Below are 16,710 nucleotides of genomic sequence, written 5' to 3'. Positions count from 1 at the left end.
TAAAAATGTTGTGTCCTGCAAGTAGGTGTGTGCGCACTGTATCACGCACGTGTGACAGTGCCTGGTGGTCACTGCACCCCACACGGCCCAGACGGGGCGTGTGGGGGCGGTTTATCAACAGAAAATGTGGCTGTGGAAAAATGGAACTGTGCAGTTCACAGGGGTGTATAGCGGGCGCTGTATATTAAATGCACAAGCTCACACCAGGACCCTGTGCTGCCGGTGTGGCACGAAGCAAGAAGCGCACAGCAAACAATCAAGGAAACACTATGGTGAGAACGTGTGGCCGCATCACGCCGCAGCGCGCAGCGTCCTGCGCGCTGCTGATCTTGGGGATGAGCGTGGCCGCATGCTCAGCAGAGAACGCTCCTGCAGAGGTGGTGTCCTCGTCGGAGTCTTCTGTACAGAAGGAGGCTTCGGGGGAGAGAGGTTCGGCGTCGGTTCATAAGAAGGGGGAGGGGCAGAAGCAGAAACAAGATAAGGATAAAAATAAGGACACGGACATCACAGGCATGGACGAACGCACGTCGATGGCAGTGGTGACTGATCAGGGAGTGGCGGCGACGGATAACGCGCGAGAGGCACGTCCAGGCCTGTCTGTTATTAAGCTCTATATCGCCGATTATGCGCTGCGCGATGGCGCGAGTAGTCCTGAGGAGTTTCAGAAAAATGCTGAGCTGGCGAAGAGGATGATCAGCGGGTCGGATGATTTCGCGGCGGATATTCTCTACAACAAATACCCCTATTCCATTGACCAGGTGGCGTCCGAATATAAATTAGCCAACACGTATTCCAACGGGACGTGGGGAGGGGCGTACACCAGTGCCTATGATGTGGCGCAGTATCTCCACGAGGTCAAGAAAAAGCGTCCGCAATCCCTGATTCTTCAGTGGATGCACAGCCCTCTGGAGACTGCCGTGGACGGCACCAAGCAACAATGGGGCACGGCGCGTTTGGCGGGGGCAGAAGGGACCAAGTGGGGGTGGTCGGACTCTGGGCGGAAGATTGTGGCGTCTGCAACGCTGGGTGGCACCTACACTGCCGCTGCCTTTACGTGGGGGAGTGCGGACGATCAGAATAACGATATTGATGATCTGATTTCTCAGATAAACGGTCCAGTAGATAAGATTGTGTCAAAGTTTCGCTGAGAGTTTCACAGAGAGCAGAATCTTCATGGGACGTCATTCACTACCTCGTACACACACCACAGCTTCCAAGGCCGCACGCCGCGCCACCAGCATCGCCGTGGCGCTAGCCACCCTGACCGCCGGAACTGCCGTGGCCGGCACCGCCAACGCACAGGATCTGGGATCGCTGAGCTCTGCACCAGGACTTCCACCACTGCCGGTTCTGCCAGAAGCGCAGACGAAGACGGTTCACATTCCCGGTGTTGGTCCCCTGGATGTCACCATTCCCGCGGGAGTACCGGTCCCTGAGTACCTCATCGCCCCCAACATCATCCCCGGATACCCTGGCATCAAGGTGACGGATAAGGGTGCCTCTCAGGGGGCGTCTGCTCCGTCACCAATCCGGGGCAACCAAACCATCCAGGGCGTGAACCCTCGCACCACCATGGCGATCGTGACGGATCAGGGCATCGCCGCCACGCCGAACGCCTACGAAGCTCGCCCGGCTCTGTCCATCATCAAGCTCCTGCTGGTGGACTACGCGCTCCACCGCGGAGATGGATCGCCGCAAGACCGTGCCCTGTCCGAGCGTGCCATCCGTGCATCCGACGACGCCGCAGCAACCGCCCTGTTTAGGAAGTACCCCGGCGGAATCGACCAGATTGCCCGCGCACATGGCATGAGTGCCACGCGCACCAACGGCTTCTGGGGCAACGCAACGACCAGCGCCGTGGATATCGCCCGCTACCTGGACACCATCAAGCGCATGGACCCGAACTCGCCTGTGCTGCAGTGGATGCGTGAGGCATACCCCGTCGCAGCCGATGGCACCCGGCAGAATTGGGGAACGCGTGCCCTGCCACGCGTTCAGGGCACCAAGTGGGGTTGGTCGGACATGGGACCGAACACCGTGGCTAGTGCAAGCTTTGCCGATAACTACACCGCCGCAGCCTTCACGTGGGGCGGCGCACAGGAGCAGAACGCCGACGTTCCGATCGCCATTGGTTATGTAGGCTAAAGCAACTGCCTGGCCTCCGGAGCATAAGGCATAATGAACGCTATGTCACCAAACGATAATCGGAATAACCCTTACAGTCGCGATGAGGACCAGCGTTCCTATGGAGACGAGCAAGAGACCCAGGTCTTCGGCAGTCTCGGCGACCAGCAGGGTGACGGTTCCGCCTGGCAGGACCCGGATGCTCCGGAGCCACCACAGTATCGCCACCAGCCCGCCCAGCAGGGGTATGGCCAGCAGGGATACACCCAACAGTTCGACCCCAATCAGTACAATAACCAATACAACGCGGGCGGGGCAGGGGGCTACAACGGGCCCATGGGGCCCGGGCCGCAGGGCCCTCAGGGACCGCAGAGTCTGCAGGGCACGCACGGGTATCAGGGCTATGAGGAACCCCGGGAGAAGAAGCTGCCAGTAGGTAAGATCATCGCAGGTATTGTGCTGGTCATTGTTCTGGCCGTGCTGCTGCTCTTTGGCATCAATGCCTGGGATACCTTCTCCAGTAACCGAAACTCTGAGTCCTCGTCCAGCACCTCGGCCACAGATCCGAGCACGTCCCCCACGCAGGAATCCGACGACCAGAGCTCCCCATCGAGCCGCTCCAACTTGCCGTTCGGCATTGATCCCAGTGCGGTTCCCGAGCTGCCGGAGATGCCTCAGCTTCCCGACGGCGGCGATGGTCAGTCCCTGGAGGATCTGAACAAGAAGCTGGACGACATGCTGAAGAACCTCGAAGACCAGCTCGGTGACATCAACGGTGGTGCCGGTGGTGGCAATGGCGCCGGCGATACCGGCGCTGGCGGTGGGGAGCTCGCTGGTTAAGCACTAGCTCCCACCGCCAACCGGCGCCGCCTACTCGCCGCCCAGCGTGTCTTCCTCCAACGTATCCGGCTCACCGATCCGCGCGCGTTCGGCGGCGATGACCTCCTCGATGAGCTTTGCCTCGGACACATCCAGCGCCTCCGGGTTGGAATCTGCAGCCACGGATTCACGCGCGAAGTGGTCGAAGAGCTCTCGCTTATTCTCCAGCATCATCATCAGCCGTTCTTCCACGGAATCCGGGGTGAGCAGCCGGTGAACCTCCACGGTGTTGATCTGTCCCATGCGGTGCGCTCGGGCAATCGCCTGGGCCTCCACAGCCGGGTTGAGTTGCGGCTCAAACAGAATAATGCGATTAGCCGCCTGGATGTTCAGCCCTTCGCTCGCTGCCGTAATCTGAGCCACCAGCACGGCCCCCGTCTCCGCGGCCGTGAAGTCGTCCACGGCCTTCTGTCGCTCTTCGTGGCTCACACCACCGGCGATGGGGCCAAAAGCCCGGTCGCCCAGCAACTCCATGAGCTCGTCCAAGACGGAACGGAAGTACGTGAAGATGATGGTCTTCCCTGCCTCGGCACCGTCATCTAGCAACTCTGATACGCGTTCCATCTTCGCGGATTCCCGGCCAGCGAAGGCCTTGCGCATATCCATGAAGTGCCCGCGGTGCACGGCGTTGTTGTAGCGTTGCCGTTCGGCGCTTTTCGCCTCGATCCATTCCTCAATTTCCGTCACAGGCGGCAGCTCATCCAGAACATCCTTCTGGTTACGACGCAGGTAGACGTGCGCAATGGCCTGCTTGAAACTGTGGGGTTTTCCGCGCGCTTTCTCCAGGTCATCCACGATGTCCGGATGCAGGTAGGACAACAGCGTTTCGAATTCGCCCACCCGGTTTTCCAGCGGCGTACCGGTCATGAAGACGCAGTGCTCCACCTTGTTCGCCAGTGCCTTCACGCCCTGCGACTGCAGGGATGCTGTGTTTTTCGCCCGGTGTGCCTCGTCCACCACCAGCACGTCCAGGTCCGCGCCACCGCTCTCCACCGGCCCGGTGAGGTCGGCATTGCGACGAACTTCCGGGAAGCCCGCAATCGCTACACCACCTTTCAGCTTCCACGCCTCATATGTGGATTCCTTGTCCGGCCCGTGCAGAATCATCGGGTGGAGATCCGTGAACTTGGCGATTTCGCGCGCCCAGTTGATGCGCAGGGAGGGTGGGCACACCACCAAGGCCTTGGTTTTTCCGCTGCTCGCCAGATGCGTGATGACAGCCAGGGCCTGCATGGTTTTACCCAAGCCCATTTCGTCGCCGATCAGCACCCGTTTCTGCGCGAGGGCATACTTCGCGCCGAAGGCCTGGTAGCCACGCAGGGAGGCGTGCAGCGTGCCGTTCAGCGTGATGTCCGCGATCCGCTCGGCGATGTCGTGCGGTACGTCAGTTTCCGTCTCCGAATCCCCGAAACTGTGGAACTCGGCGGCACGAATGGCGTAGAGATTCCACGCGTCCTCCGCGCTGAGCATCGGCGGGGCACTGACCGTCGGAGTGGTGCTGTCCAGCAGGTCGTTGTTGCCGGCCACGGCCACCAGCGTGCCCGGCTCCACCCTCGCAATGTGCATCGGCGAGGTCGGCAGGTCGCGGAGTGAATCGCGGAAGGTCAGCAGGCGAGCCAGCGCGATGACGTAGGGCGTGCTGGGGCCCTTGTCCTGGTAGTCAATCTTCGGCACCTGCGAATCCACCAGGTCCGCGCAGTAGGACCTGGCGGCCGCGATGGCTTGGCTCGCTGTTTTTTGTCCCACCCCGTCGTATTTTTGTAATTCCGACGCCGAACTTCTCGCTATCTGACGTAGTGTCAAATGTTGCAGTGGGCCTAACCGGAGGCGTCCGCCGGTGATCTGATCGATCACAGAAATGTCCGTCTGGGCGATGATAGCCTCGGCCTGGCTCAGCGCGAGCTGACGACCAGCCCGGTGCACCTCAGCTTCGAGCGTGTGGCCGATGGCTCGGGAGGCGTCAATCCGGGCAACATGGTCCGCGTGCGCATTCACCACCTCCGGCGTGGACCAGGTAATGGGCCAGCCGGTGATGCGCTCCAGATCGGCTTCGATCTCGGAGGTGAGCTTGTGCAAGCCGAGGTTCGTGAACTCGTGGGTGGGGGTGGAGCCCAGTGTGGCGTCGATGCCGCCCAGGATGGCATGGATTGCCTCGACATCAATGGCCTGCAGTTGGGCGATGGCCTGTTCACCGTGAACTGGGCGTCGGGAAAATAATTTCGTCAAGCCCCGGTAGCGCGGAACCTTACGGGCCTCGGTGGCCATCTCCTCCAGCTCGGTGTAGCTGGGCAGCACCACCTCGTCCAGGTCCTTGCGCAGCGTGCCGATGTCCAGACGGCGGAACTGCGCCACGTAGGCCGCGGTCTCCACGGTCGGACCGAACGCGAAGACCCGCGTGTCATCATCACTGCCGATGGTGGGAGGAGTCCCGCCCTGGGCGATGGTGGTGAGGCGAAACTGCGTGGCCTCCCTGTGCTGGACCGCACTGTGGACAGATCCAATCAGATTCTCCAGCGATTCAGTATCAATGTTCACAGGGAGGATTGTAGTTAGCTAATGAGCTCCCGCAGCAATTCCGCTGCCTGTGTTGGGGTTTTACCCACCTGAACTCCAGCCTCCTCCAGGGCCTTTTTCTTGCCCTCGGCGGTGCCCGAGCTACCAGAGACGATCGCCCCGGCGTGACCCATGGTCTTGCCCTTCGGTGCGGTGAACCCCGCAATGTAAGCCACGACCGGCTTCGTGACATTGTCCTTGATGTACGCCGCGGCGTGCTCCTCGGCATCGCCACCGATCTCGCCGATCATCATGATGGCTTCCGTCTCCGGATCATTTTGGAAGGCCTCGATGGCCTTAATGTGGGTGGTGCCAATGATCGGGTCGCCACCAATGCCGATGCAGGTGGTGAAGCCGATGTCCGAGAGCTCATGCATCATCTGGTAGGTCAGGGTTCCGGACTTGGACACCAGCCCAATCTTTCCTGGGGTGGAGGCAGTCTCCGCAGGGATGATGCCCGCATTGGACTGGCCGGGGCTGATGATGCCTGGGCAGTTCGGACCGATGATCTGGGTCTGGGACTCCTTGGCCAGGGCGTGGAACTCCGCCGTGTCCTTGACGGGCACGCCTTCGGTAATCACCACGGCGAGGGGAATGCCCGCCCGGATGGCCTCTTCCACAGCATCCTTGGTGTACGCAGCGGGCACGAAGATGACGGTGACGTTGGCGTCGGTAGCATGCATGGCCTCGCGCACACTACCGAACACGGGGATGGAAACGTCGTTGTTAAACTCGACCGTTTCGCCAGCCTTGCGGGGATTGACTCCACCGACGATGGTCGAACCGGAATCCAACATGCGTTGGGTGTGCTTGGCCCCTTCGGAGCCTGTCATGCCCTGGACGATAATGCGGGAATCTGAGTTGAGGAAAATAGACATGGGTACTCCTTTTAGCTGTGCTGATCGGCCAGTTCCGCTGCGCGTCGTGCCGCAGCGTCCATGGTGTCTACCTGCTCAAGCTGGGGGAGATCAGCCTGGGTAAGGATCTCACGGCCCTGCTCGGCATTGTTTCCATCGAGGCGAACAACCAGTGGCTTGGGTTCGATGCCCTCGGAGGACAGGATCTTGAAGGCCTGGACGATGCCTTTCGCCACTTCGTCGCAGGCGGTGATACCACCAAAGACATTCACGAAGACGGACTTCACCTGGTTATCACCCAAAATCACGGACAAACCATTGGCCATGACCTCCGCGTTGGCGCCGCCTCCGATGTCCAGGAAGTTGGCGGGCTTAGGGTTGCTGGCGAATTGCTCGCCGGCGTAGGCCACCACGTCGAGCGTGGACATCACCAGCCCAGCGCCGTTTCCAATGACGCCCACGGAGCCGTCCAGCTTCACGTAATTGAGCCCCAGGTTGGTGGCCTTCAACTCCAGAGGATCGGTGGCGCCGTGGTCCGCAAGATCCTTGTGCTCGGGGTGGCGGAAGCTTGCGTTGCTATCCAGGCTGATCTTTCCGTCGAGGGCGATGATGTCGCCTCCCGTGGTTTTCACGAGGGGATTGACCTCCACCAGGGTGGCGTCCTCCTCTGTGTACACCTCGTAGAGCTTTTTGAACACAGAAACCAGGGCCTTGGCCTCTTCTGCGGAAAACCCTGCCTCTGTGGCCAGCTCTCGGGCGAAGGTATCCGTCATCCCATCCAGAGGGGAGAAGGTCTTCTTTACCAGGGCCTCGGGGCGTTCTTCGGCGAGCTTTTCAATGTCCACGCCGCCTTCTTTGGACAGCATGGCCAGGTACTTGCGCTTGGTGCGGTCCAGAAGAATGGAGAAGTAGTATTCCTCGGCGATGTCTGCGCCCTCTGCGACCATCACCTTGCGTACTGTATGGCCCTTAATGTTCAGGCCCAGGATGTCATCGGCCGTGGCTTCGGCCTCTTCGGGGCTGTGGGCGATTTTCACTCCGCCAGCCTTGCCGCGGCCGCCGGTTTTCACCTGGGCCTTGACAACGACAACAGGGGTGCCGAGCTTTTCTGCGGCGGTGCGTGCTTGGGTAGAGCTGGTGGCGACGATGCCTCGAAGGACGGGGACATCATGCTGCTCGAACAGGTCACGAGCTTGGTATTCAAAAAGATCCATGTGGGGTCTCCAATGGGGTGTAACTGTGGGAATTGAGAACGGTGTGGTCTCGCAGGGGCGGGGGAGTTCACAGCATGAAAAAAGGAGCAACTACTACGGAAGTAGTTGCTCCGGGAAGTCAAGGATCAAGATCCATGAGCTTAGTGCTGGTGAAATCCGAACTCTGGCTTACTTTCCTTCGCCGATGATCTTGTTCACAGCGTCAGAAGCCTTGTCCTTCAGGTCCTCTACGCCCTGCTTGATGTTGGACTTCACCTGGTCTGCACGACCTTCGTTGGCGAGGGAATCGTTGCCGGTAGCCTCGCCGATGTTCTCCTTAGCGGAGCCGGCTGCCTCTTCGGCCTTGTTCTTCAGGTCATCGATGGACATGTAATCCTCCTAGTAGGGGTCTGGTGGTGCTTGGTGGAAGGGGTTCCCTCAAGCGTGTGGTGCCCAGTGTACAGAAAAATTTTGGAGGGCTACTTGCTGTAGTCGTAGAAGCCCTTGCCGGACTTACGGCCAACGTGACCAGCGGTGACCATGCGGCGCAGCAGTGGTGGGCATGCGTAAGAAGGATCGCCGTACTCCTTGTACATCACATCAGCGATGAAGGCACAGGTGTCCAAGCCAACCATGTCAGCCAAGGTCAATGGTCCCATGGGGTGTGCAGCGCCCAGCTTCATGCCGGTATCGATGTCCTCTGGGGTTGCCACCCCCTGCTCCACCATGCGGATGGCGGAGAGCATGTACGGCACCAGGAGGAAGTTGACGATGAAGCCGGAGCGGTCCTTAGCCTCAATAGCGGTCTTGCCCATCACGTCCACGGCGTAGGTACGTGCACGCTCCACGATCTTCTCATCGGAAGTCAGCGCTGGGATGACCTCAACCAAGGGGAGCACGGGCACTGGGTTGAAGAAGTGCAGACCCAGGACACGGCCAGGGTTCTCCGTTGCAGAGGCAATGGTCTGAATCGGCAGGGAGGACGTGTTGGAGCACAGTGCTGCCTGAGGGTCGGTCACGATCTTGTCGAGCTTGGCGAAGACATCCTTCTTGATCTCTTCGTTCTCGATGATTGCTTCCATCACCAGTTCGCGGTCTGCGAAGTCTTCAAGGTTGGTGGTGAAGGTCAGTCGACCCAGGGTAGCGTCCCGGTCTTCCTCGCTCAGCTTGCCACGTTCTACAGCCTTGGCGAGAGACTTTTCGATGCGTGCTTTACCAGCGTCCGCAAATTCTTGCTTGGCTTCCCATACCAGGACGTCGGAGCCGTTCTTTGCTGCTACTTCTGCGATTCCGGAGCCCATGAGGCCTGCACCGATAACACCTACGCGTTGAACCATGGTGATTTTTCTCCTTATATACGAGGTAGACATATTCTTGGGTTCGCCTTCAACTGTACTGAGTTTGGTTGGGCGGGGAGTTGTCGAGGGGGAGAAGTTGGGATCTTTTGGGGGAGGCCGTGAGGGGCGGCAGCCTCAATCTGTGCAGATGCTGGCCTTGGGCGGATTTTCTTGTGGGGTTCGGCTACTTAACCGCTATGGAATGTGCAGTGGGAACACAGGGTTACCCAAGGTTGGGGCCTTAGATTAGGTGTCAGTGCTTGAGAGATTGAGCATGAATAGCGAAGAACCCATTGTCAGATAACCGAAAGGTGCTTGAAACGAAATAACGGTCTAACTCTCCTCTTGAAACGTCAGCGCTTCAGCCCTCGGCCACTCCGGCCGGGGGCTGAAGTGTGTGCTGTGACGGGGAGGCACTGGGGGCACATATGACGCGGATTATTCTTTCTTTTGTGATTCGCTCCACAGTAGTGATAGGGGAAAGATAAATAGGGTTAGTCCTACCCAGTTATCGGTAATGGCGATAAATAAAGCTCCAGCCCATACGGACACTGTGTCAACCCAGCGGTGCCCGTTGGCGTACTTGCCCTGATAATAAGTGCCATCTTTTTGGGTCCAGAAGACAAGAGTGAAATCTGCCGCGGCGGAGATCAGGAGCACGATTGCTGCTACTCGCTGGCCAAACAGGATGAAGGCAAACGCTGCTATGAGTGTGCATACCCCAACTAGGAAGATCTTCTTGTTTGCCATGACCGCACTGATATTACTTATTTTCACTCACCAATGCAATGGCGGTTGTGGGTGAGGCTATTCGCTGTCATCGTCTTCGTCGCCCTCCACATGGAAGCCGAAGGCCTTTAGTCGCTTGCGGTCAGCTGCGGACGAAGAACTCGTCAAGCGAAGAAGCTCACTATAAATCCCGTCCGAGGTGGCGAGCACGTCAGGCGAGCCAATCTCATCCACATGACCCTGATCCAAGGTGATGATGGTGTCCACGTCCGCGATCGTGGACAAACGGTGGGCGATCACAATCGTGGTACGTCCCTCCATCAACTTCTCCAGACCCGCCTGAACCACACGCTCAGCCTTCGTATCCAACGCCGACGTAGCCTCATCGAGAACCAGGATCGGCGCATCCTTGAGCATCGCGCGCGCCACCGCAATGCGCTGCTTCTGGCCACCGGAGAGCCTCAAACCACGCTCGCCAATCACCGTGTCATAGCCATCGTTAAACTTCATGATGAAGTCATGGGCGAACGCATCCTTTGCGACCTGGATGATCTGCTCTTCCGACGCCCCAGGATTGGCATAGGCAATGTTTTCCCTAATCGTCCCACTAAACAGCGCTGGCTCCTGGAACACCACGCCCACCGAACGGCGCACGTCTGCAGCCGACATCGTCGCGATGTCTCGGCCGCAGATGCGCAGCGTCCCCTCACTCGGCTCGTACAGGCCCATGAGCAAGTTCACCAGCGTGGACTTTCCGCCACCAGACTCGCCCACCAACGCAACCTTCTCATTCGCCTCCGCCTGGAAAGTCACGCCGTGGATCACCGGCTCGCCAGCGGTGTAAGCAAACGTGATGTGGTCAAACTCCAATACGGGGGATCCGTCGGCCTGTGGCATGGGGCAGGCAGAGGGCGCGCTGTTGGCGTCGTTGGAGGACAATAACATCGTTCCCCCTGGCCTCGACGCATCGAGCAAGGCCTTCGGCGCGGAGCTTTCCTCCAGCTCATCCATGGCCATGAAGTATTCGCGGGAGCCCGCGGCGGCGCGCTGCGCGGTATCCACCATCCAACTCATCATCAGCGCAGGCTGGCGAGCCATCGTCACCAGCTGCAACAAAAACACCATGTCGCCAATCGAAAAGTGCCCATGCAGCGTACGCCAAAATAGCGTGAAGTAGATGGCAGCAAACACCAGATTAAGCCCGCCCAGGCGCAGCACATCCATGAAATGCCACCATCGCGATTGAGCCTTCGTGAGGCTGATTGTCTCGGCGAAATGAGATTGGAATAAACGCAATTCGCGCAGCTCCGTTACAAAGGACTTCACCACCTTCATCTGGCCAATCACCTCGGCGAAACGGCCCTGCGCGGTATCAATGTGTTCGTTTTTGTCCTTCTCCCACACCATCCACTTCTTGGAGGTCAGCATCGTCAGATACAGATACATCGGGAAGATAACAGCCAACAGAATCGCCAAAGGCCAGTAGTAGATAGCCGTAATGATCAGAACCAAGGTGATCGTGAACATCATCGAGATGAAGTTGTTGGCGAACGACTTCACAAAGTCAGACAAGCCGAGGATTGAGCGATCCAAACGGGAAATAATCGTGCCCGTTACTTGCTTGTCATAGTAGGACTGTGGCAAGGACAGCAATTTGGCGAAATAGCGATTAGAAAGAATCTGGCGCATCCGCATGGCCATCACATCGCCAAACCAGCCTCCGATATTCTGAATCACCGTGTGAGATAGCTCCACCGCCAACAGCGTGAGAGCAAGCCACAACACAACGGAGGAGGCTTCATCAAGAGTGCTGTCGCCAGAAAAATGCCCCACGATGGTGTCCGTGGCCTGTTTCACCAAAAAAGGAGTGGTGAGCTGAAGCAGAGACACGCTGACGGCAGCCAGCGTGACGATCAGATAGAAGGGCCACAGCTCCTTCGTGGTGCGGAAAATACGGCCGAAAACTGAAAGCATGACACGAGTTTCTTTGTGAAGTCTTCGAGGCACACGATCGTTTCGGCAGGTGGGCTTGGCCTACTGGCTGTTGGCCTCCTGGCTGAAGTCTGCAGCCGCGATCCGATCGAAGGCCTCGTTCAAAATTTCTTGGGAAGTAGCAAAATTAACACGGATGTGTCCCTGACCCAACGTGGGGCTAAACGTTGTGCCTTCGCTCACGACCACGCGGGCCTTCTCCAGGATCTTCGCCGCAGGTTTGTCAGCCAGGCCCGCTACCTTCCGAAGGTCCACCCACAGCAGGAAGCTAGCCTCCGGACGAATGATTCGCGCACCCGGCAACACCTCGGGCAGCCGGCGCTCGATCAGGTCCAGATTGCTGGAGAGGTATTCCAGCTCGTTATCCAGCCATTCCTCACCCTCGTTGTAGGCCGCAGCTGTGGCGATCATGCCCAGGGTGGATGCCTCGCCCGTGCGCAGGTTGTGCACTTGAGCCATCGTCCGCCGGTCCTCCTCGTTGGTGAAGATCATCTGCGCGCAGCGCAGGCCTGCGGTGTTCCATCCCTTGGAGGAGGCGATGACCGTCACGGTCACGCGTGCCGCCGTCTCGCTTATGGAAGCGGTGGGGGTGTGCTGGGCAGGGGAGTACACCACGGGTGCGTGAATCTCATCGCTGATCAGCCGTACGTTGTACTTATCGGCCAGCTCCACCAGGCGCTCCAGCTCCTCGGGGCGGAAAGAGCGGCCCAGTGGGTTGTAAGGGTTGCACAGAATCATCGAGCCCACGCCGTGGGGGTTCTTGGTGGAGGCGAAGGCTTCCTCCAGGGCGTCGTAGTCAAAGCCCCACTCCACGTCCTCAGGGTCACTTGCGCCGGGCTTCGGCCGCTGCACCATCTCAACCAGGACCGACGGGCGGTTGGTGGCCGTCGGGATGTCGAAGAACGGGTAGTAGGACGGCACGCAATTGATGATGTCGCTGCCTTCCGGCGTGAGTTCGTCGATAGCCACGGCCACGCCTTTCACCACGTCGGGAACCACCCGGATCCAGGAAGGGTCTACTTCCCACTGGAAGCGGCGCTGAAGGAAGCCGGCCAGGGCTGGCGGGACCTCGGCTTCTTCGGCGTGATAGCCGAAATACTCCCGGTCCACGGCCTGGTTAATGGCCTTGGACACCGCGGGGCAGGTTTCGAAATCGGACTCGGCGACCCACAGGGGCAGCGCGTCCTGTGGGTACCGGGACCACTTCATTGTCCCTCGGGCGCGGAGCTGGTCCAGGGTGGGGAAGGTGATCTGTGCGTCTGGGTTACCTGCTGGAGTAGACATGCCCACCACTATAGACCATGCTGTCTAGTTTGTGTGCGATCTGTGCCACACGAGAGCGTGCCTACGCCTGCTCATCAGCAGGAATAGGGGGATAGTGCTCGCGGATAAAACGCAAAGAATCCCGAGCATCCTCGCTATGCCTATCGGACAAAAACACCTCACGCACCGTCCGCGTCCCCTGGCGCTCATACGGCTCCCACGGTAAATCATTGCCGCGGGCAAATCCCACCACCAGTCGATGAAGCTCATCAGCGACAGGCTGAAGCCCCTCCACCGAATTCTTCCCACAAAACATCGTGGAAAAACCTGGATTGGACTTCAGGGCATCAAAAACCAGGGGAATATCCGCACAGTGCCCCGCAACGGGAACAAAATCACTACCCGGATCCACCTCACCACTGCGATAGAGCAGCGCCCACTGCGGTGCCTGAGCACCTGCCGCCTGCGCATCACGCCTGCGCTCCAGAATCTGGGACATGAAACGCAGAATCGTGGAATTGCCGATAGCGCGTCCCGCAGAATGCTCAGGATCGACAGCCTTTAACGGCGCGCCCACAGCTTTTGCCGCCACCAGCTTCACGCCTTTGGCCATCAAGCGCTGGCCCACAGAACCCTCTTGTGCCTTCTGATCCGCCCATTTTGCCAAAGGGAATTGATCAAACTCCGCCTCCAGCCCGGTGACGAGCAGCGGGATATCGGCCATTCTGCGAGCGTGAAGCGGATACGGGCCGGCGGCAATATCCCTGGAATAGCGACGAGCGAAAGTCCGATACGCCTCCGTCAACTCCTCCTCGCTCAATTCTTCCTTTTTATTTTTATTATTCGACGCCGAGCGCAACATTTTCTCAGCCACCGGCCCACGCTTAGCCCATCCAGATCGAGGCAAACCGGGAGACATGATCATGGCCCGATGAATAAGGGACTCCTCCGTCACCTCCGGCCGGGTCAGCACCATACTGAGCAGCCCACCACCGGCCGACTGGCCCATGGCCAACACCTTCGTGGGATCCCCACCAAACGCCGCAATGTTCTTCTGCACCCACCGCAACGCACACAGCACGTCCTGCACGCCCCGAAACTCGGGTGCATACTTGGGATCCGCCTCCGCTGCTGTGTCAGGAATCTGCGATGGAAGGAAGCCGTCAAAACGCTTCCGGTAGTTCATCGTCACGTACACCACACCATCCCTGGCGAAGGAATCCCCGCGATAGATCGGCTCGTCCGCGTGACCATGCTCGAAGCGACCACCGTGGAGATACACCACCACGGGACATCCCTCGGCGCGCTCGGCAGGCGCACACACAGACAGTGTGAGGTCCGTGTGGTTTTTCTCCTCATGGAGAGGAATGGGGTTCGGGAGGCAGGCGTCGAATAATTCATCAGACACATAGGGCACAGGATCGCTGAAACGATCCCGCATCGTCTCCGGCTGCCGAGCATAAGGAATGCAGGACCAATGCGCCGCGACCGGGCCGCGCCACCCCCGCGCCACTCCGGAGGTCGTGCGCACATCCAAGGACGGGGACGGGATACAGCGGGGATTATTCATGCGTTTCATCCTAACCAGTGCGAGCAACGCCCACAGACGAAATGCTCAGAAGCATTCGCCGTCAATTACAGTGGACAACCATGGACACACTGGATTACTTCGCCACCCCCTCAGAACTCGATTATGAGCTACCGGACTTCGCCGTGATCGAGACCCTTGTAGAACAGGACGCGATTGTTCCAGCCCTGCGCACGGCGTTAGATGACCATGCGGCGGAAATTGCCGCGATCGTGGACAATCCGGACGCACCCACGTGGGAGAACACGTTCGAAGCGCTCGAAGCATCTGGGCAGATGCTGGGTCGAGTCCTGGCGATCGTCTACAACTACTCTGGCACGATGGCCACCGATAAGGTCGTGGCCCTGGAGGAGGAGGTCTCGCCGCTGGTTGCAGAGCATTACTCGCAGTTGTACTTACACGAGGAGCTGTGGGCGCGCATCCAGGCCATCCCGCAGCAGCCGGACGGCAGCGAGGAAGCGGCCCTGCAGAAACACTGGACACGCCGTTTTATCCGCGGCGGGGCCGAACTGGACGCCCAACAGCGACGAGAACTGCAGGACATCGACTCCCGCTTGGCAAGCTTAAGCACCCGCTTCGGCAACCAGCTGCAGCAGGCCACGCGCCAGGCTGCGGTGCTGTTGACCGACGACGCCCACACCGCAGGGCTCAGCGAGTCAGAGAAGGCCAGCCTGCACCACCTGGCCATTGAGGAAGGGGCGATTGCCGAAGGCGAGGCCGGATGGCTGATCCGGCTGGGCCTGCCCAGTGTGCAGCCGATTCTTGAGCGTTTGGATAATCCCGAGGCACGTGAGCTGGTGCACCAGGCATCCCTGAACCGCGCGGCGGGCACCACGGACAGTATCGTGTTGGAGATCGTGCGGCTGCGGGCGCGCCGGGCTCGTTTGCTGGGGTATGACCATCATGCAGCGTTCGTGGTGGAGGAAGAGACGGCCGGCGAGGTGGATGCGGTGCGGACGCTTCTGGATCAGGTGACCCCCGCTGCGGTGGCCAATGCGCACAGTGAATACAAGCACGTGCAGGACCTCGCGGCTGTCAGTGGGGAAGAGGGGACTATCCGCGCTGCGGATTGGCCGTACTGGTCCGGGAAGCTGCGCGCGGAACAGTTGGACGTGGATGAAGAGGAGGTGAAGAAGTACTTCCCGCTGGAGCGGGTGCTGGTGGACGGCGCGTTCTTTGCTGCCGAGCGCCTGTACAACATTTCCGTGGTGCCGCGGCCGGATCTGAAGGGCTACCACGAGGACGTCCAGGTGTGGGAGATTATCGACAACGCCGTGGCGGGCGCGAAGGGACAGGAGCACGCAGGTATCGGATTGCTGCTGACCGACATGTACGCACGATCCACCAAGCGGGGTGGCGCGTGGATGAGCAGCTTCGTCGATCAATCCAACCTGATTGGGCAGGCCCCCGTGGTGGTTAACGTCCTCAATATCGACAAGCCCAGCGACGGCCAGCCGGCGCTGCTGACCATGGATGAGGTGGCGACCGTGTTCCACGAGTTCGGCCACGCCTTGCACGGACTGCTGTCCGACGTGCGCTACCCCAGCCTGTCGGGGACCAGCGTGCCTCGAGACTTCGTGGAGTTCCCCAGCCAGATCAATGAAAACTGGGCGCTGGAGCCGGAGGTGCTGGCCAACTACGCCCGCCACGTGGAGACCGGGGAGTCGCTTCCGTCCGAGTGGTTGGCTACGGTGCGCGCCCAATCCCAGTGGGCTCAAGGCTTTGCGGCCACTGAATACCTGGCCGCGTGCTGGCTAGACCTGGCCTGGCACAGCCTGTCCGTCGAGGAAGCGGATGTGATCACCGACGTTGAGACTTTCGAGGCTGAGGCGCTGGAGGCTGCCGGTGTGGCGATGGACGGGCTGGTGGCCTCCCGCTATCGCTCCCAGTACTTCAATCACATCTTCTCCGGAGGCTACTCGGCAGACTACTGGTCCTACCTGTGGGCGGAGGTGCTGGACGCCGATGGTTTTCAGGCGTTTGTGGACACGGGTGCGGCCCGGGGAGACAATCCACTGAGCGCCGGAGAAATTGACGCGGATGACGTGGCCTTCGCCGGTGAACGCTTCCGCCGCATGATCCTGTCCAGGGGAGCTACCATCGACTTCAACGATGCCTTCTGGATGTTCCGCGGCCAGCAAAAGAGCGTGGAGCCTCTGCTGCAACGCCGCGGTCTGTCCGGCGTGGTGTAGGAC

At 59.7% G+C, this 16,710-nt stretch carries 13 protein-coding genes; 4 read left to right on the top strand and 9 right to left on the bottom strand.

All coding sequences use genetic code 11. The annotated features are described in order from the left end of the window. Positions 1 to 269: 269 nt before the first annotated feature. From GC425_RS06730 to GC425_RS06720, 3 genes are read left to right on the top strand one after another with little or no spacing between them, the layout of a single operon-like run. Positions 270 to 1,148, top strand: a complete 879-nt coding sequence (locus tag GC425_RS06730) for a hypothetical protein (RefSeq protein WP_151844455.1) — start codon at positions 270 to 272, stop codon at positions 1,146 to 1,148. A gap of 25 nt (positions 1,149 to 1,173) precedes the next feature. Further along, a complete protein-coding gene (locus GC425_RS06725) occupies positions 1,174 to 2,145 on the top strand; it encodes a serine hydrolase (protein WP_151844454.1) in 972 nt (323 codons plus the stop codon). Positions 2,146 to 2,187: 42 nt separating this feature from the next. Next, positions 2,188 to 2,964 carry a hypothetical protein gene (locus tag GC425_RS06720; protein WP_151844453.1) on the top strand — a complete coding sequence of 259 codons (777 nt, stop codon included), beginning with the start codon at positions 2,188 to 2,190 and terminating at the stop codon, positions 2,962 to 2,964. A 30-nt stretch (positions 2,965 to 2,994) separates the two neighbouring features. Here GC425_RS06720 and GC425_RS06715 read toward each other — a convergent pair whose 3' ends face one another. The 9 genes from GC425_RS06715 to GC425_RS06675 form a co-directional block, all read right to left on the bottom strand. Next, complete coding sequence (locus GC425_RS06715) at positions 2,995 to 5,538, bottom strand: DEAD/DEAH box helicase (RefSeq protein WP_231699756.1); 2,544 nt, start codon at positions 5,536 to 5,538, stop codon at positions 2,995 to 2,997. 14 nt (positions 5,539 to 5,552) lie between these two features. Beyond that, positions 5,553 to 6,434 (bottom strand): succinate--CoA ligase subunit alpha, encoded by an 882-nt coding sequence (gene sucD / locus GC425_RS06710; protein WP_151844452.1) that lies wholly within the window; start codon positions 6,432 to 6,434, stop codon positions 5,553 to 5,555. 11 nt (positions 6,435 to 6,445) lie between these two features. Beyond that, positions 6,446 to 7,627: an ADP-forming succinate--CoA ligase subunit beta gene (gene sucC / locus GC425_RS06705; protein ID WP_151844451.1), complete on the bottom strand. Its 1,182-nt coding sequence runs from the start codon at positions 7,625 to 7,627 to the stop codon at positions 6,446 to 6,448. Positions 7,628 to 7,795: 168 nt separating this feature from the next. Continuing rightward, positions 7,796 to 7,990 (bottom strand): CsbD family protein, encoded by a 195-nt coding sequence (locus tag GC425_RS06700; RefSeq protein WP_187767979.1) that lies wholly within the window; start codon positions 7,988 to 7,990, stop codon positions 7,796 to 7,798. A gap of 95 nt (positions 7,991 to 8,085) precedes the next feature. Next, on the bottom strand, positions 8,086 to 8,943 hold the full coding sequence (locus tag GC425_RS06695) for a 3-hydroxybutyryl-CoA dehydrogenase (RefSeq protein WP_151844450.1): 858 nt from the start codon (positions 8,941 to 8,943) through the stop codon (positions 8,086 to 8,088). A 438-nt stretch (positions 8,944 to 9,381) separates the two neighbouring features. Continuing rightward, a complete protein-coding gene (locus tag GC425_RS06690; RefSeq protein WP_151844449.1) occupies positions 9,382 to 9,693 on the bottom strand; it encodes a hypothetical protein in 312 nt (103 codons plus the stop codon). A gap of 57 nt (positions 9,694 to 9,750) precedes the next feature. Beyond that, complete coding sequence (locus tag GC425_RS06685) at positions 9,751 to 11,646, bottom strand: ABC transporter ATP-binding protein (protein ID WP_151844448.1); 1,896 nt, start codon at positions 11,644 to 11,646, stop codon at positions 9,751 to 9,753. Positions 11,647 to 11,706: 60 nt separating this feature from the next. After that, positions 11,707 to 12,948 carry a MalY/PatB family protein gene (locus GC425_RS06680; protein WP_151842986.1) on the bottom strand — a complete coding sequence of 414 codons (1,242 nt, stop codon included), beginning with the start codon at positions 12,946 to 12,948 and terminating at the stop codon, positions 11,707 to 11,709. 61 nt (positions 12,949 to 13,009) lie between these two features. Beyond that, the gene (locus GC425_RS06675; RefSeq protein WP_192930406.1) at positions 13,010 to 14,497 is read right to left on the bottom strand and encodes a carboxylesterase family protein; all 1,488 of its coding nucleotides are present in this window, start codon (positions 14,495 to 14,497) and stop codon (positions 13,010 to 13,012) included. An 80-nt stretch (positions 14,498 to 14,577) separates the two neighbouring features. On the opposite strand from GC425_RS06675, the gene GC425_RS06670 reads away from it, so the two are divergent. Then, positions 14,578 to 16,707: a M3 family metallopeptidase gene (locus tag GC425_RS06670; protein ID WP_151844446.1), complete on the top strand. Its 2,130-nt coding sequence runs from the start codon at positions 14,578 to 14,580 to the stop codon at positions 16,705 to 16,707. Positions 16,708 to 16,710 lie beyond the last annotated feature (3 nt).

The organism is Corynebacterium sp. zg254, from assembly GCF_024701495.1.
Lineage (GTDB): Bacteria > Actinomycetota > Actinomycetes > Mycobacteriales > Mycobacteriaceae > Corynebacterium > Corynebacterium zhongnanshanii.
The sequence above is the reverse complement of the archived record's forward strand: the minus strand, read 5'-3'. Positions and strand labels throughout refer to the sequence as shown.

Bases quoted from the DNA above. Each gene is read 5' to 3' on its own strand.
- GC425_RS06730 (WP_151844455.1), top strand. From the start codon at position 270: ATGGTGAGAACGTGTGGCCGCATCACGCCGCAGCGCGCAGCGTCCTGC.
- GC425_RS06725 (WP_151844454.1), top strand. From the start codon at position 1,174: ATGGGACGTCATTCACTACCTCGTACACACACCACAGCTTCCAAGGCC.
- GC425_RS06720 (WP_151844453.1), top strand. From the start codon at position 2,188: ATGTCACCAAACGATAATCGGAATAACCCTTACAGTCGCGATGAGGAC.
- sucD (WP_151844452.1), bottom strand. From the start codon at position 6,434: ATGTCTATTTTCCTCAACTCAGATTCCCGCATTATCGTCCAGGGCATG.
- sucC (WP_151844451.1), bottom strand. From the start codon at position 7,627: ATGGATCTTTTTGAATACCAAGCTCGTGACCTGTTCGAGCAGCATGAT.
- GC425_RS06695 (WP_151844450.1), bottom strand. From the start codon at position 8,943: ATGGTTCAACGCGTAGGTGTTATCGGTGCAGGCCTCATGGGCTCCGGA.
- GC425_RS06690 (WP_151844449.1), bottom strand. From the start codon at position 9,693: ATGGCAAACAAGAAGATCTTCCTAGTTGGGGTATGCACACTCATAGCA.
- GC425_RS06685 (WP_151844448.1), bottom strand. From the start codon at position 11,646: ATGCTTTCAGTTTTCGGCCGTATTTTCCGCACCACGAAGGAGCTGTGG.
- GC425_RS06680 (WP_151842986.1), bottom strand. From the start codon at position 12,948: ATGTCTACTCCAGCAGGTAACCCAGACGCACAGATCACCTTCCCCACC.
- GC425_RS06675 (WP_192930406.1), bottom strand. From the start codon at position 14,497: ATGAATAATCCCCGCTGTATCCCGTCCCCGTCCTTGGATGTGCGCACG.
- GC425_RS06670 (WP_151844446.1), top strand. From the start codon at position 14,578: ATGGACACACTGGATTACTTCGCCACCCCCTCAGAACTCGATTATGAG.